General features: G+C 70.3%; 26 protein-coding genes and 2 tRNA genes. 13 read left to right on the top strand and 15 right to left on the bottom strand.

Annotated elements, in window-relative coordinates; genetic code table 11:
- Window positions 1-58: 58 nt before the first annotated feature.
- The 3 genes from QC180_RS12805 to QC180_RS12815 form a co-directional block, all read right to left on the bottom strand.
- On the bottom strand, window positions 59-811 hold the full coding sequence (locus QC180_RS12805; protein WP_278262913.1) for an SDR family oxidoreductase: 753 nt from the start codon (window positions 809-811) through the stop codon (window positions 59-61).
- A gap of 36 nt (window positions 812-847) precedes the next feature.
- Window positions 848-924 (bottom strand) — tRNA-Pro (locus QC180_RS12810).
- Window positions 925-965: 41 nt separating this feature from the next.
- A tRNA-Gly gene (locus QC180_RS12815) sits at window positions 966-1036 on the bottom strand.
- Window positions 1037-1675: 639 nt separating this feature from the next.
- On the opposite strand from QC180_RS12815, the gene QC180_RS12820 reads away from it, so the two are divergent.
- Window positions 1676-2632: a GGDEF domain-containing protein gene (locus QC180_RS12820; protein WP_278262914.1), complete on the top strand. Its 957-nt coding sequence runs from the start codon at window positions 1676-1678 to the stop codon at window positions 2630-2632.
- Between the two features lie 54 nt (window positions 2633-2686).
- On the opposite strand, the gene QC180_RS12825 is transcribed toward QC180_RS12820, so the two are convergent.
- From QC180_RS12825 to QC180_RS12835, 3 genes are all read right to left on the bottom strand, one after another.
- Entirely contained in the window at window positions 2687-3199 is a 513-nt protein-coding gene (locus tag QC180_RS12825) for an RDD family protein (protein ID WP_278262915.1), read from the bottom strand.
- A 75-nt stretch (window positions 3200-3274) separates the two neighbouring features.
- Window positions 3275-4078 (bottom strand): Fpg/Nei family DNA glycosylase, encoded by an 804-nt coding sequence (locus QC180_RS12830; protein WP_278262916.1) that lies wholly within the window; start codon window positions 4076-4078, stop codon window positions 3275-3277.
- Window positions 4079-4087: 9 nt separating this feature from the next.
- Window positions 4088-4561 (bottom strand): ribose-5-phosphate isomerase, encoded by a 474-nt coding sequence (locus QC180_RS12835; RefSeq protein ID WP_278262917.1) that lies wholly within the window; start codon window positions 4559-4561, stop codon window positions 4088-4090.
- Between the two features lie 36 nt (window positions 4562-4597).
- On the opposite strand from QC180_RS12835, the gene QC180_RS12840 reads away from it, so the two are divergent.
- Entirely contained in the window at window positions 4598-5767 is a 1170-nt protein-coding gene (locus QC180_RS12840; RefSeq protein ID WP_474646427.1) for a M48 family metallopeptidase, read from the top strand.
- Window positions 5768-5803: 36 nt separating this feature from the next.
- Here QC180_RS12840 and QC180_RS12845 read toward each other — a convergent pair whose 3' ends face one another.
- Entirely contained in the window at window positions 5804-6448 is a 645-nt protein-coding gene (locus QC180_RS12845; RefSeq protein WP_278262918.1) for a DsbA family protein, read from the bottom strand.
- A 147-nt stretch (window positions 6449-6595) separates the two neighbouring features.
- Between QC180_RS12845 and QC180_RS12850 the strand changes: the two genes are divergently transcribed.
- From QC180_RS12850 to QC180_RS12860, 3 genes are all read left to right on the top strand, one after another.
- Window positions 6596-7816 carry an NAD(P)/FAD-dependent oxidoreductase gene (locus QC180_RS12850; RefSeq protein WP_278262919.1) on the top strand — a complete coding sequence of 407 codons (1221 nt, stop codon included), beginning with the start codon at window positions 6596-6598 and terminating at the stop codon, window positions 7814-7816.
- 89 nt (window positions 7817-7905) lie between these two features.
- On the top strand, window positions 7906-8301 hold the full coding sequence (locus QC180_RS12855; protein ID WP_278262920.1) for a YciI family protein: 396 nt from the start codon (window positions 7906-7908) through the stop codon (window positions 8299-8301).
- Complete coding sequence (locus QC180_RS12860) at window positions 8298-9536, top strand: RNA polymerase sigma factor (RefSeq protein ID WP_278262921.1); 1239 nt, start codon at window positions 8298-8300, stop codon at window positions 9534-9536. The genes QC180_RS12855 and QC180_RS12860 overlap by 4 nt, the downstream gene beginning before the upstream one ends.
- A gap of 209 nt (window positions 9537-9745) precedes the next feature.
- On the opposite strand, the gene QC180_RS12865 is transcribed toward QC180_RS12860, so the two are convergent.
- Window positions 9746-10165, bottom strand: coding sequence for a MarR family winged helix-turn-helix transcriptional regulator (locus QC180_RS12865; protein WP_278262922.1), 420 nt, complete (start codon window positions 10163-10165; stop codon window positions 9746-9748).
- A gap of 72 nt (window positions 10166-10237) precedes the next feature.
- On the opposite strand from QC180_RS12865, the gene QC180_RS12870 reads away from it, so the two are divergent.
- Together QC180_RS12870 and QC180_RS12875 are read left to right on the top strand one after the other, a co-directional pair.
- On the top strand, window positions 10238-10666 hold the full coding sequence (locus tag QC180_RS12870; RefSeq protein WP_278262923.1) for a MarR family winged helix-turn-helix transcriptional regulator: 429 nt from the start codon (window positions 10238-10240) through the stop codon (window positions 10664-10666).
- A gap of 5 nt (window positions 10667-10671) precedes the next feature.
- A complete protein-coding gene (locus QC180_RS12875) occupies window positions 10672-11148 on the top strand; it encodes an NUDIX hydrolase (RefSeq protein WP_278262924.1) in 477 nt (158 codons plus the stop codon).
- Between the two features lie 5 nt (window positions 11149-11153).
- On the opposite strand, the gene QC180_RS12880 is transcribed toward QC180_RS12875, so the two are convergent.
- Complete coding sequence (locus QC180_RS12880) at window positions 11154-12098, bottom strand: AraC family transcriptional regulator (RefSeq protein ID WP_278262925.1); 945 nt, start codon at window positions 12096-12098, stop codon at window positions 11154-11156.
- 122 nt (window positions 12099-12220) lie between these two features.
- Between QC180_RS12880 and QC180_RS12885 the strand changes: the two genes are divergently transcribed.
- Window positions 12221-12913 carry an NAD(P)H oxidoreductase gene (locus QC180_RS12885; RefSeq protein WP_278262926.1) on the top strand — a complete coding sequence of 231 codons (693 nt, stop codon included), beginning with the start codon at window positions 12221-12223 and terminating at the stop codon, window positions 12911-12913.
- Between the two features lie 111 nt (window positions 12914-13024).
- On the opposite strand, the gene QC180_RS12890 is transcribed toward QC180_RS12885, so the two are convergent.
- On the bottom strand, window positions 13025-13948 hold the full coding sequence (locus QC180_RS12890) for an NAD(P)-binding domain-containing protein (RefSeq protein WP_278262927.1): 924 nt from the start codon (window positions 13946-13948) through the stop codon (window positions 13025-13027).
- A gap of 21 nt (window positions 13949-13969) precedes the next feature.
- Here QC180_RS12890 and QC180_RS12895 point away from each other — a divergent pair, with 21 nt between their 5' ends.
- Entirely contained in the window at window positions 13970-14326 is a 357-nt protein-coding gene (locus tag QC180_RS12895; protein ID WP_278262928.1) for a winged helix-turn-helix transcriptional regulator, read from the top strand.
- A gap of 18 nt (window positions 14327-14344) precedes the next feature.
- Here QC180_RS12895 and QC180_RS12900 read toward each other — a convergent pair whose 3' ends face one another.
- Entirely contained in the window at window positions 14345-15181 is an 837-nt protein-coding gene (locus tag QC180_RS12900; RefSeq protein WP_278262929.1) for a phosphoribosylaminoimidazolesuccinocarboxamide synthase, read from the bottom strand.
- 220 nt (window positions 15182-15401) lie between these two features.
- Window positions 15402-16358 carry a GlxA family transcriptional regulator gene (locus QC180_RS12905; protein WP_278262930.1) on the bottom strand — a complete coding sequence of 319 codons (957 nt, stop codon included), beginning with the start codon at window positions 16356-16358 and terminating at the stop codon, window positions 15402-15404.
- A gap of 70 nt (window positions 16359-16428) precedes the next feature.
- Between QC180_RS12905 and QC180_RS12910 the strand changes: the two genes are divergently transcribed.
- From QC180_RS12910 to QC180_RS12925, 4 genes are all read left to right on the top strand, one after another.
- Complete coding sequence (locus QC180_RS12910) at window positions 16429-17376, top strand: NADP-dependent oxidoreductase (protein ID WP_278262931.1); 948 nt, start codon at window positions 16429-16431, stop codon at window positions 17374-17376.
- A gap of 236 nt (window positions 17377-17612) precedes the next feature.
- Entirely contained in the window at window positions 17613-20204 is a 2592-nt protein-coding gene (gene pepN, locus QC180_RS12915; RefSeq protein WP_278262932.1) for an aminopeptidase N, read from the top strand.
- A gap of 132 nt (window positions 20205-20336) precedes the next feature.
- Window positions 20337-20942: a ClpP family protease gene (locus QC180_RS12920; RefSeq protein ID WP_278262933.1), complete on the top strand. Its 606-nt coding sequence runs from the start codon at window positions 20337-20339 to the stop codon at window positions 20940-20942.
- A gap of 13 nt (window positions 20943-20955) precedes the next feature.
- The gene (locus QC180_RS12925) at window positions 20956-21546 is read left to right on the top strand and encodes a ClpP family protease (RefSeq protein ID WP_278262934.1); all 591 of its coding nucleotides are present in this window, start codon (window positions 20956-20958) and stop codon (window positions 21544-21546) included.
- A 76-nt stretch (window positions 21547-21622) separates the two neighbouring features.
- Here the strand turns inward: QC180_RS12925 and QC180_RS12930 are convergent, their stop codons facing one another.
- The 3 genes from QC180_RS12930 to QC180_RS12940 are packed head-to-tail and all read right to left on the bottom strand — an operon-like array spanning window position 21623 to window position 24942.
- Window positions 21623-22459, bottom strand: a complete 837-nt coding sequence (locus QC180_RS12930; RefSeq protein WP_278262935.1) for an SDR family oxidoreductase — start codon at window positions 22457-22459, stop codon at window positions 21623-21625.
- Between the two features lie 24 nt (window positions 22460-22483).
- Window positions 22484-23956, bottom strand: a complete 1473-nt coding sequence (locus QC180_RS12935) for a flavin-containing monooxygenase (protein WP_278262936.1) — start codon at window positions 23954-23956, stop codon at window positions 22484-22486.
- Entirely contained in the window at window positions 23953-24942 is a 990-nt protein-coding gene (locus QC180_RS12940) for a patatin-like phospholipase family protein (RefSeq protein WP_278262937.1), read from the bottom strand. Before QC180_RS12940 ends, QC180_RS12935 begins: the two co-directional genes overlap by 4 nt.
- Between the last annotated feature and the right edge of the window lie 22 nt (window positions 24943-24964).

The following is a 24964-nucleotide window of genomic DNA, read 5'->3' on the forward strand; positions in this document are numbered from 1 at the left end:
CCGGCGGTAACGGTAAGAGTCTCGTGGACAGTGCGTCCCGGGAATACGAATCCCGGCGTCAGTCCTTCGGGCCGCCCGCCACGTAGAGCACCTGACCGGAGACGAACCCGGCACCCTCGCTGGCGAAGAACGAGGCGGCGTGGGCGATATCGGCGGGCGCGCCGACCCGGTTGACCGGGATCTGCGAGGCGGCCGCGGCCTTGAACGCCTCGAAGTCGGCGCCGACGCGGGCGGCGGTGGCCGCGGTCATCTCGGTTTCGATGAAGCCGGGGGCGATGGCGTTGGCGGTGACGCCGAACTTGCCCAGTTCGAAGGCCAGCGTCTTGGTGAAGCCCTGCATGCCCGCCTTGGCGGCGGAGTAGTTGGCCTGGCCGCGATTGCCCAGCGCCGAGGTGCTCGACAGGTTGACGACGCGGCCGAACCCGGCCTCGACCATGTACTTCTGCACCGCGCGCGTCATCAGGAAGGCCCCGCGCAGATGCACGTTCAGGACGGTGTCCCAGTCGTCGACCGACATCTTGAACAGCAGATTGTCGCGCAGCACGCCCGCGTTGTTGACCAGCGCGACCGGTGCGCCGAGTTCGGTGGCGATCCGCTCGACCGCGGCGGTGACGGCGGCCTCGTCGCTGACATCCGCGCCGACCGCGAGGGCCCGGCCGCCCGCGGCCTCGATCGCGGCGACGGTGTCGGCGCAGGCCGCCTCGTCGAGGTCGAGCACGGCGACGGCGTATCCGTCGGTGGCGAGCCGGAGCGCGACCGCGGCACCGATCCCCCGTGCGGCTCCCGTGACAACAGCGACCCTGGCAGTCATGCGATCTCCTACGACCCTGAGCTGGGCGAATGGTGATGGTCGGGGTGACAGGATTTGAACCTGCGACCCTCCGCTCCCAAAGCGGATGCGCTACCAAGCTGCGCTACACCCCGAGTCCTCGGGGCGGGATCGCCGACGAGGGAATTCGTGTTTGAGCGGGTGACGGGAATCGAACCCGCACCATCAGCTTGGAAGGCTGAGGTTCTACCATTGAACTACACCCGCAGGCATACGACATCGATGGGATCGCCACGATGTCGTGTGCGCCACGACTGTACCGAACCCCGCGCGGTAAAAGCCAATCAGCCCCCCGGACTCCCCGGCGGCGCGCGCCGGACACGAGTACCCGTCGGCACGGACGCTATGCCCGATTAGGGCCTAATGACCCTAGCTACGAATCCCTTACGCGGACACGATGGTTGGTGCGCGCCGTCGGGGAACCGGCGCCCGCCGCACGGGGGGATTAAACAGGATGATTTTCCTCGAAAACCTCGCGTGTGGGCGGCGAGTAGGCCACCATGAGATGGCGCGCAACCCGGCGAGGAGGGACCATGGCGACCCAACGTCCACCACCCAGAACAGGGCTATACGCTGCACATTCGGGTGCTCTGAAAATTTCTCCGGAAAGTGTGTAACGCCAGAGCGGCTGCAGCGATGTCATACCCGATCGCCATTCGCGAGAGACTGTAACGCGTGCTAGAACGCGACTTTTCGGTCTCGGGTGGCTTGCTAGAATCCTTTTTGCCGGACGGGGGTATCTGGAAAGGGGGCGGTGAGCGTGTACCGAACTCGGTGGACTCAACCGCGTAGCAGTGCGAACGAGCGAGGTGGCATGTCCGTCGCCACCGACCGCCGGTGATGTCGATGACTGTCCACATCGAGCCACCGGTCGCCGCGATGGCCCGCGCCTGGGCCCGCGCGGTGTGTGCCGAGCCCGGATCGTCCACGGCGCCGCACCAGTTGGAGCCGGTTCTCGTCGACATCGTCGAGCGCCTGCTGCACCTGGCCAGGACCGAACCGTTCCCGGTGCCGCAGGCACGGATGCTGGGTGCCCGGCTGGCCGAGGCGCCCTTCGAACGAACCCGGATGCTGGCGCACGCCACCCGCTGGCTGCTCGGCTTCCCCTCCGGCGTGCCCGGCTCGCTGGTGGCCACCCGCTGGCCGCTGGTCGCCAGTCAGGCCATCGACAGCTACGCGCAGGCGCTGCAGGAACGGGCGCTGGCGCAACAGGAACAGAACATCTCGGCGAAAGTGTCGCTGCGCGTACAGGAGATCGCCGCGCTGCAGCACCGCTTGCGCCACGAGGCGACCCACGACGCTCTCACCGACCTGGCCAACCGCACCCTGCTGCAGGAACGGGTCCGCGCCTTCGCGGCCGACCCCACCCGTGGCGTCGGCGTGCTGGTGGTCGACCTGGACCGGTTCAAGCAGATCAACGACGGCTACGGGCACGCGATCGGCGACGAGGTCCTCGTCGAGCTGGCCAACCGGCTGCGCGAGGTCTGCCCGCCCGAGACGGTGATCTGCCGGTACGGCGGCGACGAGTTCGTCGTCGCGGCCAACCCCCGGCGCGACACCCTCGGCGAGCTGGCGCACCGCGTGGTCGCGGCGCTGCGCGACCCGGTGTGGTCGAGCGCGGGCCCGGTCCCGGTGTCGGCGAGTGTGGGCACGGCGTTCTGCGCGCCGGGAAAGACGTGCGATTTCACCGACCTGCTGCGTCGCGCCGACCGCGCGATGTATTCGGCGAAATCCGCGGGCGGGCGGCGTTTCGCGCTCGCCGAATCGGGCGACCCCGAACTGGGAACGGCGGTCGCGGGCTGAGTCGGATCGCGAAGCCTGCACTTCGCGGTCCGGCTCAACCTATTCCGGGAACTGTCAGTGTTCGGTGTAGCCGAGGGAGCCGGTAACCATCGCGGGCGCGGCCAGATCACGACGACGCACCACGACCAGTGCGGGCGCGTGCTGCTGGACACCGCCCAACCGGAGCGGGCCGCGGTGGTTGAAGAACGCGCGCAACATTTCCCTGACGCTCGGCCTGCTGCCGTCCGAACCGCGGATCCAGACCAGTCCTGTCACCAGCTGCCCGATACTCGAACCCGCGAAGCTGGGTAGCAGCACCGCGTTGACCAGTGACGTCGTCAGCACCACGACGATGCTCGTGAGCAGGATCGGTGTCTGATCGTCCCGCAGCATCAGATCCCGCTCGTTCAGCAGCAGAAACAGATACCCGGCCATGAACGGTCCGAACACCACCACGACGTCGAGGACGTTCGCGATCGCATTGCGCAGTATCCGTGGCGACGGATAGCGGCTGTCCCCCGTGGCCCCGTGCTGATGCGGTGTGTAAGCCGAACGACGCCCCGCGTCGAGATTCCCCCGATAACTCATGCCGACATGATGGCACAGCGGACCCGGTCCGGCGGCCGACACGGGCATCCCCACCGGCTCAGCCGATCCCGTCACTCAGCGCGGCTGACAGGTGGGGCACCAGAACAGGTTTCGCCCCTCCATGACGGCGTGCGCGATCGGTGTCCCGCAGACCCTGCAGGGTTCACCCTGGCGCCGGTAGACATAGGTGCGCGGCCGATCCTGCGCGTAAGAGGGTGCGCCGGTGTCGTGTTCGGGCCGCACCACGTGCATGCGCCCGGTGGCCACGCCGATCGGCATGAGTTCGACGAGGTCGGCCCACAGTGCGTCCCACTCCTCGGCACCGATCGAGGTGCCGGGCCGGTACGGCGAGATCCCGTGCCGGAACAGCACTTCCGCGCGGTACACATTGCCGACCCCGGCGATCAGCGACTGATCCATGAGGAGCGCGCCGATCGCCCTGCGGGAGCGGCGGACGCGCGCACCGGCGCGTTCGTGATCGGCGTCGGGGCGCAGCGGGTCGGCGCCGAGCCGGGCGATGAGCGCGTCGACCTCGGCGGGATTCATGACCTCGCACGCGGTCGGCCCGCGCAGGTCGGTGCCGAATTCGGTGGCGGCGCCGATCATCCGCATCCGCACCTGGCCGACCGGCGCGCCCATCGGCAGCGCGGATTCGCTGAACGTGCCGTACAGCCCGAGGTGCACGTGCACGGTCAGCCCGGCCTCGTAGTGATGCAGCAGATGCTTGCCGACCGCTTCGGCCCGCTCGAGCACCCGCCCGTCCACCAGCGCGGCGCCCTCGCTGAAGCGCCCCTGTGGACTCGAAACCCGCACCGCCCCACCGGAGAACCGCTCCTGATGGAGTCCGGCGATCCGGTGGAGGGTGTGTCCCTCAGGCAAGGTCCTTGCTCAGTAGGCGGGAACGGCGGGGGCCTCGCCGGACTTCTCGTAGTCGGCCAGGATGTCGATGCGGCGCTGGTGGCGGGGCTCCTCCGACCACGCCTGACCCAGGAACGCGTCGACGATGGCGAGGGCTTCCTCGGTGGTGTGCATGCGGCCGCCGATGCCGATGAGCTGGGCGTTGTTGTGCTCGCGGGCCAGCTTGGCGGTCTCCACGCTCCAGGCCAGCGCGCAGCGGGCGCCGGGAACCTTGTTGGCGGCGATCTGCTCGCCGTTGCCGCTGCCGCCGAAGACCAGCCCGAGGCTGCCCGGGTCGGCGACCGTGCGACGCGCGGCCTCGATGCAGAAGGCGGGGTAGTCGTCGAGAGCGTCGTATTCGAGGGCGCCGCAATCGACGACCTCGTGTCCGGCCTCCTGCAGATGGGCCTTGACGTGATTCTTCAGTTCGAAACCGGCATGGTCGGCACCCAGGTAAACGCGCATGGCTGCGATTGTGTCAGGCCGCTTAGAGTCGTTTTCATGCACCCGCACGAACCGCAATTCCCGCATTCGGCAGGTCCCCCGCCGCAGCCCGAGGGCCGACCTACCGACGCGGCACCGTCGATGCACGCCGGGTCCGAGCCCCCACACGGCACCTCCCCCTGGGCCCAGCCCGCCGCACCGACCGGCGGTTTCCCGACGCAGCCGACCGGCGGCTACGCGCCCTTCCCCGGCTATCACCCACCCGGCCCCCCGATTCCGCCCCAGCACCAGCCGCGCGGTCTGTCCCCGTACGGGATGCCCGCCCGGCATCCGTGGGAGATCCCGCTGCTGGTGGTGGTGATCATGCTCACCGGGGTCGCCTACCTGCTGGTGCTGCTCATGCTGCTGATCGAGGCGGTGGCCGGGCCGCTGGTCGACGATCAGGGCCAGGAGGTCGGCTCGGTGCTGACCAGCCCGTACGTGCTGCTGCTGTTGTTCGCGCCGATCCTGCTGTGGGCCGGTCGTGGCATGAACTACGCGACCCAGCGGATCAACGGCGTGAAGATGTCACCCAGCCAGTTCCCGGAGGGGTACCGGATGGTGCAGGAGGCGGCGGCCCGGTTCGGGATGCGCAAGGTGCCCGACGCGTACGTGATCCTGGGCAACGGCCAGATCAACGCCTTCGCCTCCGGCCACGGCTTCCGCCGCTTCGTGGTGGTCTACAGCGACCTGTTCGAGATCGGCGGCGCGGCCCGCGATCCCGACGCGCTGGCCTTCATCATCGGCCACGAGGTCGGCCACATCGCCGCCGGTCACGTGTCGTATTGGCGTCAGCTGGGCATGTTCGTCGCCCCCTGGCTGCCGATCCTGGGTTCCTCGCTCATCCGCGCCCAGGAGTACACCGCCGACAACCACGGCTTCTGCAACCGCCCCCAGGGCGCCCCCGGCGCGATGGCCACCCTGGCCGCGGGCAAGTACCTCAACGCCGAGGTCGGCTTCGACGAGATGGCCGACCGCGCCGCCCTGGAGAAGGGCGGCTTCGTCTGGCTCGTCAACGCCATGGCCACCCACCCCGTCCTCACCTGGCGCATGTGGGCCCTACGCGACCGCACCAAACCCGGCCCCATGTTCTGGCGCCCGAAACCACCCCACCCCGGCGCCATCCCACCCCCGAGCGGCTACCCACTGACCACCAAGACGCGAGCACTACCACCCGAACCGGTCTGAGCCGACGGGGTGCCACTACGGCACCCCGTCCGTTTCTCAATCGAACACAGGGTCTTCGGTGCGGGTGCGCTTGAGTTCGAAGAAGTGTGGGTAGGAGGCGAGGGCGACTACGCCGTCCCAGACCCGGCCAGCGTCCTCACCGCGCGGGATGCGCGAGAGGACCGGGCCGAAGAAGGCGACCCCGTTGACATGGATGGTCGGGGTGCCTACGTCGGGACCGACCTTGTCCATGCCCGCGTGATGACTCTCGCGCAGCGCCTCGTCGTACTCGGTGACCCCGGCGGCCTCGGCCAGTTCGGCGGGCAGGTCCAGTTCGGCCAGAGCGTCGGCGACGACGGCGGCCAGGGTTTCCTGGGTGGTCTCGCGCTCGTATTCGGCGCGGCGGTCGTGGATGCGGGTGCCCAGCGCGGTGTAGAGCGGCGAGAGGATCTCGTCGCCGTGCTTCTGGGCGGCGGCGATGGCGACGCGCACCGGGCCCCAGCCCGCGGCCATCATCTCGACGTAGCGTTCGGGCAGGTCGTCCTTGCCCTCGTTGAGCACCGACAGGCTCATCACGTGGAAGCGCGCGTCGATGTCGCGCACCTTCTCGACTTCCAGGATCCACCGGGAGGTGATCCAGCACCACGGGCACAGGGGATCGAACCAGAAATCGACGACATCCTTCGTGGCCTGATCGCTCACGAGTCTTCCTCTCGGGTCAGCGGGCGGCGGGCGGACGGGCTCGCCGTCAGGTGCAACCGCGCGCGCCCCGGAATCGTTCCCCCGGACGCCGGAGCGGATTAGGCTCGTCGGCGAGGAGTCCGGTCGCCCGCGAGAAGGAGTCCGTTCATGAGCTCGAACCAGCATTTCGTCGTCATCGGTGGCGGGCTCGCCGCCGCCAAGCTCGCCGAGGCCCTGCGCGCCAACGATTTCGACGGTCAGGTGACCGTGTTGGCCGGTGAGGAGGAGCTGCCCTACGAGCGGCCGCCGCTGTCCAAACAGCATCTGGCGGGCACCCAGCAGCTGCCCGATTTCACCGTCGACCAGGCCGCCTGGTACCGCGATCACCACATCGACCTGCGGTTGGGCACCACCGCCACGGCCTTCGACGCGCGCGCCAGGACCGTCACCCTGCCCGACGAGTCGACCCTGTCCTACGACAAGCTCGCGTTGGCCACCGGTTCCCGCCCGCGCACGCTGAAGATTCCCGGCGCCGACGCGCCGAATGTGTACACCCTGCGCACCATCGGCGATTCGGACGTGATCGCGGGCGTGCTGCGCTCGGATCAACGGCTGGTGATCATCGGCGCGGGCTGGATCGGTCTGGAGGTGGCGGCGCAGGCCAGGGCCAGGGGCGTGGATGTCACGGTGATCGAGTCGGCGGAGCTGCCGCTGCTGGGCGCGCTCGGCCCGGAGATGGGCGCCTTCTACGCCGAGGTGCATCGCGAACACGGCGTGGACCTGCGCACCGGGATCGGTGTCGACGCGATTCTCACCGACGAGGGCGACGCGACCGGCGTGCAGCTCGGCGACGGCACGGTGGTCCCCGCGCAGGCGGTGCTGGTGGCGGTGGGCGCGGCACCCAATATCGAGTCGGCCATCGCGGCCGGGCTCGACTACGACGGCGGCGTGCTCGTCGACGAGGCGCTGCGCACCAGCGACCCGGATGTGGTGGCCGTCGGCGACATCGCCGAACAGCAGCATCCGGTGCTGAACCGGCGGGTGCGCGTGGAGCACTGGGCGACAGCGCTGAACCAGCCCGCGGTGGCCGCGCGCACCATGCTCGGCAGATCGGCTGTCTACGACCGGCTTCCGTATTTCTTCAGCGACCAGTACGACGTGGGCATGGAGTACACCGGCTATGTCGGCCGGGGCGACGACGTGCGCGTGGTGGTCCGCGGCGAGCCCACCGAACGGGAGTTCGTCGCGTTCTGGCTCGACCCCGAGAACCGGGTCAAGGCGGGCATGAACGTGAACGTGTGGGATGTGACCGACCGGATCAAGCAGCTGATCCTGTCGGCCGAGCCGGTGGAACCCGAGCGGCTGGCGAATCCCGATATTCCCCTCTGATCGGTCGGGAAGTCTGTCGAATCCGACGCGGTGGCTCCGACCACTGGTCGAAGGCGCCGCACGAGCGCCACGGAACAGGAGCTGGAGTCATGAAGTACATGCTGGTCAAGACCTACGGCGAGACCGCCTACTGTGATCGTCCGCTGCCCGAGTGGGCGCCCGAGGACATCGCCGCGCACATCGATTTCCAGCGGGCGCTGGGCGCGCAGCTGGCCGCCTCGGGCGAACTCGTCGAGGGGCAGGGTCTCGCCGGGCCGGAGCAGGCGCTGATCGTGCACTCCGACGGGCGGTCGGCGCCGGTGGTCACCGACGGGCCGTTCCCGGAGACCAAGGAATTCCTCGCGGGCTATTGGATCGTCGACGTCGACTCGACCGAGCGGGCCATCGAGATCGCCGCGCAGGCCTCGGCCGCGCCCGGCCCCGGTGGTGCGCCGATCGGTGAGTACATCGAGGTGCGCCAGGTCATGAGCGCCCCCGAAGCGTGAGCGAGCCACGCACCGAGGACCTGCTGCGCACGCTCGCCCCGCAGGTCCTCGGTGTGCTGGTGCGCCGGTTCGGCGACTTCGAACTGGCCGAGGACGCGGTGCAGGACGCGCTGCTGGCCGCGGCCACCCAGTGGGACACCGAAGGCAGGCCGGACAATCCGCGCGGCTGGCTGATCCAGGTCGCCCAGCGGCGCATGGCCGACGCGGTGCGCGCGGAGGTGGCGCGACGCCGCCGGGAGAGCACGGTGTTCGCGCGGGAGCTGCCGACCGAGGCGTCCGGTCGTGACGACACCCTCGATCTGTATTTCCTGTGCTGTCATCCCGACCTACCGCCCGCGGGGGCGGTGGCCCTGACGCTACGTGCGGTGGGTGGCCTGCGCACCGGCGAGATCGCGGCGGCGTTCCTGGTTCCGGAAGCGACCATGGCGCAGCGCATTTCGCGGGCCAAGCAGAAGCTGGCGAGCCTGCCCCGGCCGTTCGCCGACGGCGCGACCGACCCCGCGCGGCTGGACTCGGTGCTGCGGGTGCTGTACGTGATCTTCACCGAGGGGCACACCAGCAGCGCGGGCGAGACGCTGGACCGGGCGGACCTGTCGGCCGAGGCCATCCGGCTGACCCGCGCGCTGCACGCCCTGCTCCCCCACGACACCGAGGTCGGCGGCCTGCTCGCGCTCATGCTGCTCACCGACGCGCGCCGCGGCGCCCGCTGCGGCCCGCACGGCGAACTGATCCCCCTGCCCGAGCAGGACCGTGCCCGCTGGGACCGCGCCCGCGTCACCGAGGGCTTGCGTCTGCTCACCGCGACCATGCCCGCCGGTCTCACCGGCCCCTACCAACTCCAGGCCGCCATCGCGGGCCTGCACGCCCAGGCACCCCGCGTCGAGGACACCGACTGGCCGAGCGTGCTCGCCCTCTACACCCTGCTCGAACGCCGGAGCCCGAACCCGATGGTCACCCTCAACCGGGCCGTCGCCACCGCCATGGTCCACGGCCCCGACGCCGGTCTGGCCCTCGCCGACACCGTCGCCGAGGCCCTGTCCCGCTCCCACCGCCTCGCCGCCGTCCGCGGCCACCTCCACGAGATGGCGGGCGACCCGGCCGCCGCGATCACCGAATACCGCCGCGCCGCCCAACACACCGCGAGCACCCCCGAACGCGACTACCTCCTGCTCCGCGCCGCCCGGCTCGCCGCCGCCACCGAGGTACCTCGATCGGGCACACCGACGCCAGGGTGATCGACACCGGCACCGCCACCCGAACCTGTCGATCACAGACACGACCCGATACACGCGGTCGTCGCGGGCTGAACGTTCTCACCCACCTGCTGTGTGGCACGGACCGGCTGCCTGGCGCGTGATACGCACGCGGCACCCGTGCCCGGATCGCGTGGTCTGCGGCAGCGCGCGCCTCGCGGCCCGTTCCGGCGCGATCTCGGCTCGCGGTGTCAGGACGCGGGCTCGAGGTTCGCGATCATCCGGGCGAGAACGGTGGTGCAGGTGTCGAAGTCGGCCGCAGCGACGCCGGTGGTCATCCGGGCGCGCAGGGTGCCGACGGAGTGGGTGGCGGCCGCGTGGGCCGAGATCCCGGCTTCGGTCAGGGCGAAGCGGGCGTCGGCGTCGCGGGTGAGCCAGCCCCGCGTGGTGAGTTCGGTGGTGAGGGCGGCGACGGAGTCGGTGGTGGTCTCCCAGAACGGGCGCAGGGCGTCCTGGAGCGCGTCGGCGGTGGCGGGACCACGGCCGAGGGTGGTGAGGACCTGCCATTCACGGCGGGTCATTCCGACCTCGGCGGCGGCCTGGTCGAAGGTGGCTTCGATCAGCTGGTCCAGGCGTTTCACCTGGTAGCCGATCAGTCGGCGTTCGGTCATCTACGGCACCTACATATCCTCAGACAATTACATGTTCTTTTACATGTATATGTTCGACGGTAGCATGACGGCGTGGACGAGGTCGAGCGGATCGAACGGGCGATGATCGCCATCCGACGACGGCAGACGCGACGCACCCTGGGCGCGGGCGAGCCGAGCGGGCAGGCGTTCGACGTGCTCGACGTGGTCGAGGACGCGCCCGAGCCGACCGTCTCGACGGTCGCGTCCGCGCTCGCGGTGGATCAACCGCGCGCGAGCAAGCTGGTCGCCACGGCCGTGGCCGGGGGGCTGCTGCGGCGCGTCGCCGATCAGTCCGACGGACGGCGTTCGCTGCTGGAACTCACCGACGCCGGGAAAGCGCTGGTCGAACAGGCCCACGAGCGCCGTCGCGGCGCCTTCGATCGCGCGATGACCGGGTGGTCGGTCCGCGAGCGCGGCGAATTCGCCCACCTGCTCGGCCGTTTCGTCGCCGGGCTCGACGAACCACCTGGGGCAGACTGAAGCCCATGGCGGAGAAATTCAGCGCGGGCGTCCTGCTCTACCGGCGCGGTGACGACGGCATCGAGGTGCTGCTCGGACATATGGGCGGACCGCTGTGGGCCAAGAAGGACCAGTCGGCCTGGTCGATCCCCAAGGGTGAGTACGAGCCCGACGAACAGCCCCGCGCGGCCGCCGCGCGCGAATTCACCGAGGAACTGGGCCTGCCCGTCCCCGACGGCGACTGGACCGATCTCGGCCAGGTGCACTACGGCAGCGGCGGCCGCCGCAAGACCGTCACCGTGTGGGCCGTGGAGGGCGACCTCGACACCACCGCGATCGTGCCCGGCACCTTCGAGATGGAATGGCCGCCCCGCTCCGGTCGCACCGGCGTCTTCCCGGAGATCGACCGCGCGGAATGGTTCGCCCCCGAGTCGGCCCGCGACAAGCTCGTCACCGGCCAGCGCCCGTTCCTCGATCGCCTGACCACCCACCTCGACGGCTGAGCCGGTCACGCCCGCACGGCGGTCCGGAATTCGGTGGGGCTCTGTCCGCGTGAGCGTTTGAAGGCGGCGCTGAAGCCGAAGGGGTCGGAGTAGCCGACGGTGGTGGCCACCTGGGCGACGCTGCGGGCGGGATCGGCGAGCAACTCCTCGGCCTCGGCCATCCGCCATTCGGTGAGGTAGGTGAGCGGGGGTTCGCCCATCACCTCGGTGAAGCGTTTGGCGAACAGGGCGCGCGAGACCAGCGCCTCGGTGGCCAGACTCGCGACGGTCCAGCGCTGGAAAGGCTTGGCGTGGATGGCTTCCAGCGCCGGACCGACCACCGGATCGGCCATGCCGCGATACCAGGCGGGCGCGAATTCGCCCTGCCGGGTGAGCCAACTGCGCAGGGTGCAGACCAGCGCCCAGTCCAGCAGTCGGTCCATCAGCGCCTGCGCGCCCGCGGTATTGCGGAACGCGTCGGCGGCGGCCTCTTCGAGCCAGGTGCAGATCTCGGTGTCGCCGCCGACCACCATCACCGGCGGCAGCGCGCGCAGCAGCCGTTCGTGGCGCCGCCCGGAGGCGCGGTAGGCCCCGACGATCAGCGAGGTCTCCGATTCGACCCCGGTTACCTCCACCAGTTCCGGTGTGACGCAGGCGAGTTCGGCCGCGCCGAAACCACGCGGCACAAAGCAGGACAGCTCGTACTCGAGGCGCGGATTCCCGGCGTCGGTGTCACCGTCGAGCAGTTCGAAGGAGGCCCCGGCCTGCACCAGCGCGGTGTCGCCGAGCACCAGCCGGGTGCGGGAACCGTCGGCCAGCACCAGCGTGCCGCCCCGACCGCGCAGCACGGTGACCATGATCAGCGGCGCTTCGTCGGCGAAGCGGATCGTCCACGGGGCACGCAATACGGCGTGGGCCACCACCGATCCGTCCGCACGGATGCCACTCAGCAACGAACTCAACGGATCCATACCCACCACCGTAGACGAATTCCTATCGAGCGGAGATGATCACCCATAGATCGTCCACACGAATCGCGGTTGACTCTAGGTACCGGGGCAGCGCGCCCCCAAGATCAACAGGGAGTCCCACCGTGACGCAGTCGCTCGCCACCACCGAATCCGCTTCGCGCACAGCGCTTGTCGTGCTCGCCCATCATCGCGCCGATTCGCTGTCGGCGCATGTCGCCGAGCTGGCCGTCGCCCGGCTCGACGCGGCGGGCTACACCGTCGACCTGCTGGACCTGCACGCCGAGAACTTCGATCCCCGGATGACCGTCGCCGACCAGCCCGACTGGGGCAACCGCGACAAGCGGTACTCCGCCGACGCCGAGGCGCACATGGCCCGCGTCCAGGCCGCCCAGGTGGTGGTCGTGGTGTTCCCGGTCTACTGGCAGAGCACCCCGGCCATCCTCAAGGGCTGGATCGACCGGATCTGGAACTACGGCTTCGCCTACGGCCGCAGCAAGCCCCGGCTGGCGGGCAAGCGCATCCTGTGGCTCGGTCTGGCCGGGGCCACCGCCGACGACGCCATCGTCCCCGGCATGCAGCAGCTGCTCGAGGCCCAGCTCAGCGAGGGTCTGGCCTACTACAGCGGTTTCGCCGACTCGCGCGTCGGCCTGCTGCCCGATGCCGAGGACCAGCCACAGACCCTCGACAGCGAGGGCAATCTGGTGATCGGCGCGGCCATCCAGGGCGACGCCAGGGCCGCCCACTACGCCGCCTTCGACGCGACCGCGCGGGGTTTCGTCGACGAGTTCCTCACCGCCGACCTCGTCGACGCCTGACCCGGCACCCGCGACGCGGTGGCCCACACCGGTCACCGCGTCGCGGTCCGCCAGCGGACCACCGGCCGCCTGTCCGCAGCCGTATCGGTTCTCACCAGCGCAGTGACGCCGTTACAACCCGGTGAGCGTGCGGCGCAAGACCCCGAACAGTTCGGTGGGCGTGCCGGATTCGGTGGCAGCCTTGTCGATGAGATCGATCGCGGCGGCGGTGAATTCGTCGCTCTGTTCCTGGATGTACTCCGCCGGAGTATCGATGCCGACGGCGTGTGGGGCGAGCAGCGTCGCCATCGCCCGCAGGAACGGCGCCATCAGCTCCGCCAACTGGGCCGCCGATCCGCCGGTGGTGCGTACCATCGCGCCGCCCTGGTGGAAGGCGGCGAACATGGCGTACATGCCGCCGAGGATCGATACGTCGTACATGGCGGCCGCGCCGGGGTCGGTGCCGACGAACTCGGCCCGGCCGAACACCTCCAGCACCGCGCGGTGCCGCTCGAACGCCGCCGCCGCGCCGCTGTAGAGCACGAAGGCGCCCGGTCCGCCGATCATCGACGGCACGGCCATGATGCCGCCGTCGATCCAGGCGATCCGCTCGGCCTCGGCCCAGCGACCCAGGGCTCGTGCCTGTTCCGGCGAGGTCGTGGTCAGGTTCACCACCACCCGGCCGCGCAGGCCGTCGACGGCGGGCTCGAGATGTTCGCGCACCGCCGCGTCGTCGAGGACGCACAGGATCACCAGGTCGGCCGCCGTGAGCGCCTCCGCGGCCGTGCCCGCCACCGTCGCGCCCTCGGCCGCCAGCGCCTCGGCCCGCGCGGCGGTGCGGTTCCACACCGTCACCTCGTGTCCGGCGGCCAGCAGCGCCCGCGCCAGCGCGGTGCCCATGGCGCCCAGACCGAGAAGCGAAACCCGCTGTGCCGTCACCGAATCGGACATGTCTTCCCCTTGTGCCGTAGCTCGCGCCGCCGATCGGCGAGGCCCTTCCAGATTCGCCGAGCGCGCTACAATCGACAAGTACCGACTATCAAGTCCAATACTCACCAAAAAGTAAGTAAGGCGCGTATGAAGCAGCGAGAGCGTCCGTATTCGTGCGGTATCGATGCCGCGCTCGACGTGGTGGGCGGGAAGTGGAAGGCGCTGATCCTGTGGGCGCTGTCCACCGGCACGCAGCGGTTCGGCGAGCTGAAACGGCTGGTGCCGGGAGTCACCGAGAAGATGCTGATCCAGCAGCTGCGCGAGCTCGAGCACGACGGCATCGTGCATCGCGAGATCTATCCGGAGGTGCCGCCGAAGGTCGAGTACTCGCTCACCGAGCTCGGGGTGTCGCTCAACGCGGCGCTGGCGCCGCTCGGCGCGTGGGGCAGCGCCCACATGGCGCACGTGTGCGAGGTCAAGGGTGTCGCGGCGCCGGTGCACTGACCGGCGCCGCGCGCGAGGTCAGGCCGGGGTGCCGGTCCAGGTCTTGCCGGTGATGCGCTCGTAGGCGTCCTCGTACTTGCGGCGGGTGATCTCGACGATGTCGGCGGGAATCTCCGGGCCGGGGTACTCCTTGTTCCAGCCGGTGGAGGTCGACCAGTCGCGCACGAACTGCTTGTCGAAGGAGCGCTGGGGGCGGCCCGGCTCCCATTCGTCGGCGGGCCAGAAGCGCGAGGAGTCCGAGGTGAGCACCTCGTCACCGAGGGTGAGTACGTCACCGTCCCAGCCGAATTCGACCTTGGTGTCGGCCACGATCACGCCCGCCTTCGCCGCGTGCTCGGCACCGCGCGAGTAGATCTCGAGGGTCAGCCCGCGCAGCTTCTCGGCGACCTCGCGGCCCTCCTGGTTCACCACGTCGGCGAAGCTGATCGCCTCGTCGTGGCCCTCGGCGGCCTTGGTGGACGGGGTGAAGATCGGCTCGGGCAGCTTGTCGCCGTCCCGCAGACCCGGCGGCAGGGCGATGCCCGACACGGTCCCGGACCGCTCGTACTCCTTGAGCCCCGACCCGGTGAGGTATCCGCGCGCGATGCACTCGACCTGCACCATCTTCAGCGGCTTGACCCGGATGCCGCGCCCGGCGAACTCGGCGGGCACATCGGTGGCCGAGACCACGTGATTGGGAATGCCGGTGAAGTACTCGAACCACCAGTTCGACAGCTGGGTCAGCAGCGCGCCCTTGTCCGGGATCGGCGTGGGCAGCACGACGTCGTAGACCGACACGCGATCGGAGGCAACGAGCAGCAGGGTGTCGCCGTCCTCGTAGAGGTCACGAACTTTCCCGGCGTGCACATGCTTCAACGTCGAGCCTCCGAATCCTGGGTGTACGCACTGATGTCGGTACGGACTCTACCGGCCCGCCCGGCCCCGGATCGGGCCTGGTCACCGCGACGCGAGGCCGGTCACATTTCCCGGCGGAGCGGCCGCGGGGCAGCGATCGCACCGAGGACGGTCACGTCCGGGCTACCCAGCGCGCCGGGTCGCCGATCGCCTGCCGGGGATGCGGCGGCGTGGGCCGCGATCAGGCAGTGGCGCGATCACCGTCGGCGAGCCGGAAGGTACGGCGGTAGGCCAACGGGGCGACGCCGACGCTCGCCTGGAAGTGCTGGCGCAGGGAGGTCCCAGTGGCGAAACCGACCCGCCCGGCGATCTGCTCGACCGACAACTCGCTGGCCTCGAGCAGGTGACGGGCCCTGGCCAGCCGCTGCTGGGTGAGCCAGCGGCCCGGGCTCATGCCCACCTCGTCCCCGAAGCGGCGGGCGAAGGTGCGCGGGCTCATGCGGGCGTGGGCGGCGAGTTCGGTGATGGTGAGCGGGAGTTCCACGTTCTCCAGGGCCCAGTGCCGGGTGGCGGCGGTGCTGGCCTGGGCGGGATCGGGAACCGGCTGGTCGATGAACTGGGCCTGGCCGCCCTCGCGCCAGGGCGGCACCACACACAGGCGCGCCACGTGATTGGCCACCGCGCTGCCGTGGTCGGCGCGCACGAGGTGCAGGCACAGGTCGACGCCGGAGGCCGCGCCCGCCGAGGTGAGCAGGTCGCCGTCGTCGACGAACAGCACGTCGGCGTCGAGCCGCACGCGCGGGAAATGTGTCCGGAACGAGTCGGCCATCCGCCAGTGCGTGGCAGCGGGGCGACCGTCGAGCAGACCCGCGGCGGCCAGCACGAACGCGCCGGTGCAGATCGAGACGATCCGGGTCCCGGGACGGATGCGCGCGAGCGCGGCGCGGGTGGACTCGCTCAGCCCGGCGATCGCGTCGGCGGTGTCGCAGGAGGGGACGATCACGGTGTCGGCGGTGGCCAACAACGCCGGGCCGTGGTCGACGACGATCCGGAAGTCGGCATTGGTGCGCACGGGCTGCCCGTCGGCCGAGCAGGTCAGCACCTCATAGCGGTCGGTGAGGGTGCCGAAGATCCGCTGTGGCGTCCCGAGTTCGAACGGGTAGACGCCGTCGAGTGCCAGAACCACCACGCGATGCATGGCACGATTCTATCGAATACTGACCTTTCTGCCATTTTCCGGGCGGACGGAATCCGGCACCGTCTACGGCATGACCGACACCATGCGCGCCATCAGCCAGGACACCCTCGGCGGACCCGAGGTCCTGCGCGAGATCGAACTGCCCCGCCCCACACCGGGTCCGAGCGAACTGCTCGTCCGGGTGCACGCGGCCGGAATCAACCCCACCGACTGGAAGCACCGCGCGCTCGACGGACTGTTCCTGCCCCCGCCGCCGTTCGTGCTCGGCTGGGACGTCTCCGGAATCGTGGAGGCCGTGGGCTTCGGCGTCACATTGTTCGCGCCGGGCGACGAGGTGTTCGGCATGCTGCCGTATCCGTACGGGCACGGGTCGATGGCGGAGTACGTCACCGGCCCGGCCAGGGCCTTCGCCCGCAAGCCCGAGTCCGTCGACCACATCGTGGCCGGGGCCACCCCACTGGCCGCGCTCACCGCCTGGCAGGCACTGGTCGACACCGCGAAGCTCGAAGCGGGCCAGCGTGTGCTGATCCACGCGGCCGCGGGCGGGGTGGGTCATCTGGCGGTGCAGATCGCGAAGGCGCGGGGCGCGTACGTCATCGGGACGGCCAGTGCCGCCAAGCACGAGCAGCTGCGGGCCCTGGGCGCCGACGAGCTCATCGACTACCGCACCGTCGACTTCGCCGAGGCGGTGCGCGAGGTCGACGTCGTGCTCGACACCATGGGCGCCGAGACCAGCCTGCGCTCGCTGCGGGTCCTGCGCCCCGGCGGCCTGCTGATCACCATCAAACCGATCGGAGTGGAGGAAGTGCGCGCCGAAGCGGACCGGCAGGGTGTGCGGGTGGCCGCCCTGCTCGTCGAGGCCGACCACGCCGGGATGAACGCCATCGCCGACCTCCTCGCCACGGGCACCCTCACGCCCACCATCGCCGGGGTGTTCCCGATGGCGGACTCGGCCCGGGCGCACGCCCTCGGCGAGACCGACCGAACCTTCGGAAAACTGGTGGTCACCCTGCGCTGACCGGCTACCCGGGGTGGCGTGCCCTCGGCGCGCCACCCCGGGCGGACACCGCGTCACCGACGACCGGCACGCGCAGCGGAGTCGGTCGAGCAGCGAGGTGGGAGCGGTGGGTGCGGGTCCGAGGTGAACCCGGGGGCGGTGGCGGGCCGCAGGTGGCATTGTGGACGCTGATGCGCGCGCCGGGGATCACCGGTACGCGCGAACCGTGCCGTGTTCGTCGACGACGAAGGAGATCTATGTCCGCCCCGAATCTCACCCGCGACCAGGCCGTCGAACGCGCCGCCACGGTGGCCGTGCGGAACTACCGGATCGAACTCGACCTCACCGACCAGCCGCGAGGCGCGGGCTCGGAAGTGTCGGACACCTTCGGTTCCAAGACCACCGTCACCTTCTCCGCCACCCCGGGCGCGAGCACCTTCGTCGATCTGGTGGCCGCGCAGGTGCGTTCGGCCGTGCTCAACGGCAACCCGCTCGACATCAGCGGCTACGACGAGTCGACCGGCATCGCGCTGCCCGACCTGGCCGCCGACAACGAACTGGTGATCGAGGCCGACTGCGAGTACTCGCACACCGGCGAGGGCCTGCATCGCTTCGTCGACCCGGCCGACGACAAGGTCTACCTGTACTCGCAGTTCGAGACCGCCGACGCCAAGCGCATGTTCGCCTGCTTCGATCAGCCCGACCTCAAGGCCACCTTCGACATCGTGGCCACCGCGCCCGCCGACTGGCAGGTGGTGTCCAACGGCGCGACCGCCCAGCAGCACACCGTCGGCGCGGTCGTGCGCCATACCTTCGCCACCACGCCGAAGATGAGCACCTACCTGGTCGCCATGATCGCCGGTCCGTACGCCACCTGGACCGACTCCTACCGCGACGAGCACGGCGAGATCCCGCTGGGCCTGTTCTGCCGCGCCTCGCTGGCCGACCACATGGACGCCGGGCGCCTGTTCACCGAGACCAAGCAGGGTTTCGCCTTCTACCACGAGAACTTCGGCGTGCCGTATGCCTTCGGCAAGTACGACCAGCTGTTCGTGCCGGAGTTCAACGCGGGCGCGATGGAGAACGCGGGCGCGGTCACTTTCCTCGAGGACTACGTCTTCCGGTCCAAGGTGACCCGCGCCTCCTACGAGCGCCGCGCCGAGACCGTGCTGCACGAGATGGCGCACATGTGGTTCGGCGACCTGGTCACCATGAAGTGGTGGGACGACCTGTGGCTCAACGAGTCGTTCGCGACCTTCGCCTCGGTGCTGTGCCAGGCCGAGGCCACCGAATACACCAGCGCCTGGACGACTTTCGCGAATGTGGAGAAGTCCTGGGCCTACCGCCAGGACCAGCTGCCCTCCACCCACCCGATCGCCGCCGACATCCCCGACCTGCACGCGGTCGAGGTGAACTTCGACGGCATCACCTATGCCAAGGGCGCCTCGGTGCTCAAGCAGCTGGTGGCCTATGTGGGCTTGCAGCCGTTCCTGGCCGGTCTGCGTGACTACTTCGCCGAACACGCCTACGGCAACGCCACTTTCGACGATCTGCTGCGCGCGCTGGAGAAGGCGTCGGGCCGTGACCTGTCGGATTGGGGCGCGCAGTGGCTCAAGACCACCGGTCTCAACATCCTGCGCCCGGAGTTCACCGTGGCCGCCGACGGCACCTTCGAGAGTTTCGCGGTGGTGCAGGACGGTGCCGAGCCGGGCGCGGGTGAACACCGCGTGCACCGGATCGCGATCGGCGTCTACGACGATGTCGACGGCAAGCTGGTGCGCACCCAGCGCGTGGAACTCGATCTGACGGCCACCGCCCGCACCGAGGTACCGGAGCTGGTCGGGGCGCCGCGCGGACAGCTGGTGCTGGTCAACGACGACGACCTCACCTACTGCTCGCTGCGCCTCGACCCGGAGTCGCTGGAGGTCGCGGTGCGCCGCATCGGCGACATCGCCGACTCGCTGCCGCGCACCCTGGCCTGGTCGGCGGCGTGGGAGATGACCCGTCAGGCCGAGATGAAGGCCCGTGATTTCGTGGCGCTGGTGCAGCGCGGCATCGGCGCCGAGACCGAGATCGGCGTGGTGCAGCGGCTGCTCATGCAGGCCAACACCGCCATCGGCAGCTACGCCGATCCCGGCTGGGCCGAGCGGGAGGGCTGGCCCGCCTTCGCCGACCGGCTGCTCGAACTGGCCCGCGCCGCCGAGGCCGGGTCGGATCACCAGCTCGCCTTCGTCAACGCGCTGACCGGCGCCAAGCTCGACGCGCGGCACACCGACGTGCTGACCGCGCTGCTCGACGCCGACCCCGCCAGCGCCGGACTGGCCGGTCTCACCGTCGACACCGACCTGCGCTGGCGCATCGTCACCGCGCTGGCGGCGGCCGGGCTGATCGACGCCGACGGCCCCGAAACCCCCGCCATCGACGCCGAACTGAAGGGCGACCCGACCGCCGCGGGCAAGCGCCAGGCCGCCGCGGCCGCCACCGCCCGCCCCCTCGCCGAGGTCAAGGCCACCGCGTGGGACACCGTCATGGCCGACGACTCGGTCCCCAACATCACCGCCCGCGCCATCGTCGGCGGCTTCGCCCCCGCCGGTCAGGCCGAGCTGCTGGCCCCCTACGTGGACAAGTACTTCGCCCAGATCCCCGCCGTCTGGGACCGCCGCTCCAGCGAGGTCGCCCAGACCGTCGTAGTCGGCCTCTACCCCCACTGGGCCATCAGTGAGGAAGCGGTCACCAAGGCCGACGAGTTCCTCGCCGCCGACCACCCACCCGCCCTCTACCGCTTGGTCTCCGAAGGCCGCGCAGGCATCGAACGCTCCCTGCGCGCAAGGGAATTCGACGCCAAGTAACCGCCCCCCAGAGGACCCGGTGCGCACGACGCACCGGGTCCTCTCACCTTCTCCGATAAACACAGCCCTGAGCAGATCTGCTCACAGCAGCATCAGCGGCGAGTCACCCTGTCCACACGGCACCGTGGACTCATGGCACACGATGACAAATCCCCCATGTTCAGCTGGCGGGCCCGCGAGCAACTGTTCGCCCGCCGGATCCTGGTCCTCGACGGCGCGCTCGACGACGACAACGGCACCCTGCTGATCACCCAGTTGCTGACCCTGGCCGCGCAGTCGCCCGAAGCGCCGATCTCCCTGTGGATCCACTCCCCCGGCGGCTCGGTGCCGTCCATGCTCGCCATCCGCGATGTGATGCGCCTGGTGCCGTGTGAGGTGTCCACGCTGGCGCTCGGATTGGCGTGCAGCGCGGGCCAGTTCCTGCTGTCGTCGGGTTCGCCCGGTCGCCGGTTCGCGCTGCCGCACGCCCGCGTCCTCATGCATCAGGGTTCGGCGGGGATCGGTGGCAGCGCGGTGGAGGTGGAGGTGCAGGCCGACGATCTGCGCTACACCGTCGACACGGTGCTCGGCCTGATCGCCGCCGACACCGACCAGCCTTTCGACCGCGTCTACGAGGATTCCCTGCACGACCGCTGGTTCACCGCCACCCAGGCCCTGGACTACGGCTTCATCGACCACATCGTCGAATCGTTCGATCAGGTGGTCCCCAACCGTCACCGCATCGGTATCACCGCCTAGCCGAGGAGGCACCGTGACCAGCTACACGATCCCCAATGTCGTGTCCCAGCATCGCGGGGGCGAGCGGATCACCGACATCTACTCGCACCTGCTCAGCGAACGCATCGTCTATCTCGGCACCCCGATCGACTCCGGGGTCGCCAACGCGCTCATCGCGCAACTGCTGCACCTCGAGTCCGACAGCCCCGGCCAGCCGATCAGCCTCTACATCAACTGCGAGGGCGGCGACCTGTCGGCCATGCTCGCCGTCTACGACACCATGCGCTTCATCAAGGCGCCGGTGCACACCACCTGTGTCGGCCAGGCCATCGCGGTCGGCGCCGTCCTGCTGGCCGGGGGCGCCGCGGGACATCGCGCCATGCTGCCGCACACCCGGATCGTGTTGCATCAGCCCGCGACCCGCGGTCAGGGCACCATCCCGGACCTCATCCTGCAGGCCGACGAACTCGTGCGGATGCGCGCGGCGGTGGAGGCGATCCTGTCCGTGCATACCGGCCAGTCGCCGGAGACCCTCCGGCGCGACACCGACCGCGATCGGGTGTTCACCGCCGACACCGCCCTCGATTACGGGCTGGTGGACCAGGTCCTGCACGAACGCGGGTGAGCGCCCGGCGGCGCGGACGCGCGAGCGTCGGCCGGGTCTACCCGTCGCCAGGTCCGGCCGGGCTCATCGCGTCGGCTCACTGCTTGTCGATGCGGTCCAGGTACACGCGGCGGACTTCGTCGTCGACGCGGGTGATCGCGGCGTCGTCGTGAGCGGCCTTGCGCAGCAGCTTCATCACCGGTTCGGGCACCAGCGCGGCGGCGTCGGCGGCGACACCGACATAGGCGGGCACCGCGGTCTCGGCGGCGCGCGTCTTGACCGTGCGCACCACCGCGGCGGCGATGTCCTCGGGGTCGACGGCGGGCAGGATGCCGTAGTCGATGCCGGAGCTCAGCTCGGTGCGCACCGCCGAGGGCAGTACCGCGCTCACACTCACGCCGGTGCCGTCCATCTCCAGGCGGGTCGCCGCGGTCAGGCCGACCACGGCGAACTTGCTCGCGTTGTAGACCGCGAGGCCCTTGATCGGGAACTTGCCCGCCAGCGAGGCGACATTGACCACATGGCCGTACCGGCGCTCGACCATGCCGGGCAGGGCCAGGCGCATGCCGTGGATGACGCCGTAGACGTTGACATCCATGGTGAGCTGGTCGATGCGGTCGGACTGGTCGAGGAACGCGCCGTTGGGCATCACGCCCGCGTTGTTGACCAGCACGTCGAGTGGACGGCCGCGCCACCGGGTGGCCGCGTCGAGAAACGCGGCGTAGGAGGCCTTGTCGGTGACATCGAGGGCGTGGCCCATCGCCCGGTCACCGAGTTCGGCGGCGGCCTGTACGGCCAGCGCCTCGTCCAGGTCTCCGAGGGCGACGTGCGCGCCCGCCGCGACGAAGGCCCGCGCGGTGGCCAGGCCGATGCCGCGCGCGGCGCCGGTGATGGCGACCAGTGCGCCGTCCAGGTCGATCCGGGGGTAGCTCATGCTGCGTTCCTTTCGGTGTCCCGGTCAGGCCGGGACAGCCACGTCGTCGTGGGTGATGGTGAAGTCGGCGGGGTCGAAGGCGCTGACCCGGCGGGTCAGCTCGCCGGTGGACCATGGCCAGCTGAAGCTGTTGCGGCCGTTGGCGTCCAGGTAGTAGCTGCGGCAGCCGCCCGCGTTGTAGACGGTCGTGGCGAGAGCCGCCTGCACCTGCTCGACGTAGGCGGCCTGCACCCGTGGGCGCACGTCGAGCACCGACCAGCCTTCGCGGCGGGCGCTCGCGATGGCCGTCACCAGGTAGTCGACCTGGGCCTCCAGGATCGCGAACGCCGAGGAGTGACCGGTGCCGAGGCTGGGGCCGAGCACGGTGAACGCGTTCGGGAAACCGGTGGTGACCGTGCCGAGATAGGCCTCCGGCGAACCCTGCCAGTGCTCGGCCAGGCTGCGGCCGTCGGCGCCGCGGACGATCTCGGCCAAGGGGGTGTCGAGGATGTGGAAGCCGGTGCCGAGGATGACGGCGTCGACCTCGGCGGTGCTGCCGTCGGCCCCGACGACGGTGCTGCCCCGGAACTCGGCCACGCCGGTGGCGTACACGTCGACATTGGGTCGGGTCAGCGACTGCAGGTAGCTGTTGGAGAACAGGATCCGCTTGCAGCCGAGCAGATAGTCGGGGGTGAGCTTGGCGCGCAGCGCCGGATCACGCACCACCGCGCGCAGATACGCCGAACCCACGGCCTGCACCGCCTGCATGAGCGGACGCGGACGCCGGAACGCGACACCGAGACCCTCCATGATCGTGTACTCGATCCCCCGCAGCGCCTTGTGCGCGAACGGAATGCGCCGCATGACCCGCTTCTCCACGGCGGGCACCGCGTGGTCGAGCTTGGGCAGCACCCACTGCGCGGTGCGCTGGAACAGGTGCAGTTGGGCGACCTCGGGCGCGATGGCGGGCACGAACTGCACCGCCGAGGCGCCCGAACCCACCACCGCCACGCGCTTGCCGCGCAGGTCGTAGTCGTGGTTCCAGCGCGCGGAATGGAAGACCTCGCCGGGGAATTCGGCCAGACCGGGGATCTCGGGCACGCGCGGTTCGTTCCACGGCCCGGCCGCCGAGACGACGAAGCGCGCCGTCAGCTCACCGTCGCTGGTGCTCAGCCGCCAGTGGTCCTCGGCCCAGTGCGCGGCGGTGACCTCGACACCGAAGCGGGTCCGCGCGGCCAGCCCGTGCTCGCGCGCCACCCGGTCGACGTAGGCGAGGATCTCCGGCTGCGGCGCGAACAGCCGCGACCACTCGCTGTTGGGCGCGAAGGAGAACGAGTACAGGCCCGAGGGCACATCGCAGGCGCAGCCCGGATAGGTGTTGGCGCGCCAGGTGCCGCCGAAGGTCTCGGCCTTCTCGACGATCAGCACGTCGTCGATGCCCGCCTCGGCCAGTTTGATCGCGGCGCAGATACCGGAGATACCGGCGCCGATGACGATCACGTCGTGGTGCTCGCTCACAGGGTGACTCCTTCGTGCGCCGCGCGGACGGCCGCCGCGACGCGGGTGGGTGCGGTGCGACGAGCGATCTCCAGTGTCGCCGCGCGCCGCGCGATATCCATGAAATTGGGGCCCATCACGGCCAGGTCCACGGCACTGGGCTCGACCCGGATCACCCGGGTGCCCGCCGCCCGCAGTTGGGCGATCTCGCGGTCCAGGCCGCGGGTCATCTGGGCGCGCAGCAGCCGTTCGACGCGGTCCATGCCGGTGGCGGGCTCGCCTCCGGCCGAGGTCATCGGGGCGATCACGACCACCTCGTCCAGCTCGCGCGGGATCAGCAGGTCGGCCGAGACCGAGGAGACCGCGCCACCGTCGACGTAGTCGCGCCCGGCGACGCGCACCGGCGGGAACCAGCCCGGGATCGCCCAGGACGCGGCGATGGCGTCACCGAGATCGACCGCGGAACCGGCTGGATCGGCGGACCTGGACGGCACCGACCCGGCCGAGTCACCGGCGCCGAAGGCGATTCGCTCGCCGGTGGCGGCGTCGGCGGCGATCAGCCAGGTGGCGGGGTGTGACACCCAGCCGTCGTGGTCGGCCAGGGCGCGGCCGAAGTCGCGCAGCCAACCGGCGTCACCGCCGCCGCGCGGCAGCAGACCGGCCAGCGCGGTGTAGGCCGACCCGCCGCGGATGCCCGCGCCGATCAGGCCCAGGCCGGGCAGGCCGAGGCGCGGGAGCGGAGGCAGCTTGCCGGGGTCGACGGCCACGTGTCGGGCGAGGACCGGGTCGGCGTCGGGCGCGTCGGCCAGGGCCGCGAGCAGGTCGGCGGGGGTGCGGCCGGAACCCAGCGCGGCGACGATCTCGGCGCCCGCCGAGGTGCCGACCAGGACGTCGGCGGTGCGGGCGTCCCAGTCGAGGGCGCGTTCGACGGCGTCGAGGGCGACCGCGGTCCAGGCGAAGCCGAGGACGCCACCGCATCCGATGGCCAGGCCACGTCGTGTAGTCATAATTCGGATACTAACGGTATTC

Origin of the sequence: Nocardia anocheti, assembly GCF_029675105.1 — a bacterium.
GTDB lineage: Bacteria > Actinomycetota > Actinomycetes > Mycobacteriales > Mycobacteriaceae > Nocardia.

Bases quoted from the DNA above. Each gene is read 5' to 3' on its own strand.
- pepN (WP_278262932.1), top strand. From the start codon at position 17,613: ATGTCCGCCCCGAATCTCACCCGCGACCAGGCCGTCGAACGCGCCGCC.
- QC180_RS12805 (WP_278262913.1), bottom strand. From the start codon at position 811: ATGACTGCCAGGGTCGCTGTTGTCACGGGAGCCGCACGGGGGATCGGT.
- QC180_RS12850 (WP_278262919.1), top strand. From the start codon at position 6,596: ATGAGCTCGAACCAGCATTTCGTCGTCATCGGTGGCGGGCTCGCCGCC.
- QC180_RS12840 (WP_474646427.1), top strand. From the start codon at position 4,598: ATGCACCCGCACGAACCGCAATTCCCGCATTCGGCAGGTCCCCCGCCG.
- QC180_RS12820 (WP_278262914.1), top strand. From the start codon at position 1,676: ATGACTGTCCACATCGAGCCACCGGTCGCCGCGATGGCCCGCGCCTGG.
- QC180_RS12880 (WP_278262925.1), bottom strand. From the start codon at position 12,098: ATGGATCCGTTGAGTTCGTTGCTGAGTGGCATCCGTGCGGACGGATCG.
- QC180_RS12825 (WP_278262915.1), bottom strand. From the start codon at position 3,199: ATGAGTTATCGGGGGAATCTCGACGCGGGGCGTCGTTCGGCTTACACA.
- QC180_RS12865 (WP_278262922.1), bottom strand. From the start codon at position 10,165: ATGACCGAACGCCGACTGATCGGCTACCAGGTGAAACGCCTGGACCAG.
- QC180_RS12875 (WP_278262924.1), top strand. From the start codon at position 10,672: ATGGCGGAGAAATTCAGCGCGGGCGTCCTGCTCTACCGGCGCGGTGAC.
- QC180_RS12905 (WP_278262930.1), bottom strand. From the start codon at position 16,358: ATGCATCGCGTGGTGGTTCTGGCACTCGACGGCGTCTACCCGTTCGAA.
- QC180_RS12835 (WP_278262917.1), bottom strand. From the start codon at position 4,561: ATGCGCGTTTACCTGGGTGCCGACCATGCCGGTTTCGAACTGAAGAAT.
- QC180_RS12895 (WP_278262928.1), top strand. From the start codon at position 13,970: ATGAAGCAGCGAGAGCGTCCGTATTCGTGCGGTATCGATGCCGCGCTC.
- QC180_RS12930 (WP_278262935.1), bottom strand. From the start codon at position 22,459: ATGAGCTACCCCCGGATCGACCTGGACGGCGCACTGGTCGCCATCACC.
- QC180_RS12920 (WP_278262933.1), top strand. From the start codon at position 20,337: ATGGCACACGATGACAAATCCCCCATGTTCAGCTGGCGGGCCCGCGAG.
- QC180_RS12940 (WP_278262937.1), bottom strand. From the start codon at position 24,942: ATGACTACACGACGTGGCCTGGCCATCGGATGCGGTGGCGTCCTCGGC.
- QC180_RS12910 (WP_278262931.1), top strand. From the start codon at position 16,429: ATGACCGACACCATGCGCGCCATCAGCCAGGACACCCTCGGCGGACCC.
- QC180_RS12855 (WP_278262920.1), top strand. From the start codon at position 7,906: ATGAAGTACATGCTGGTCAAGACCTACGGCGAGACCGCCTACTGTGAT.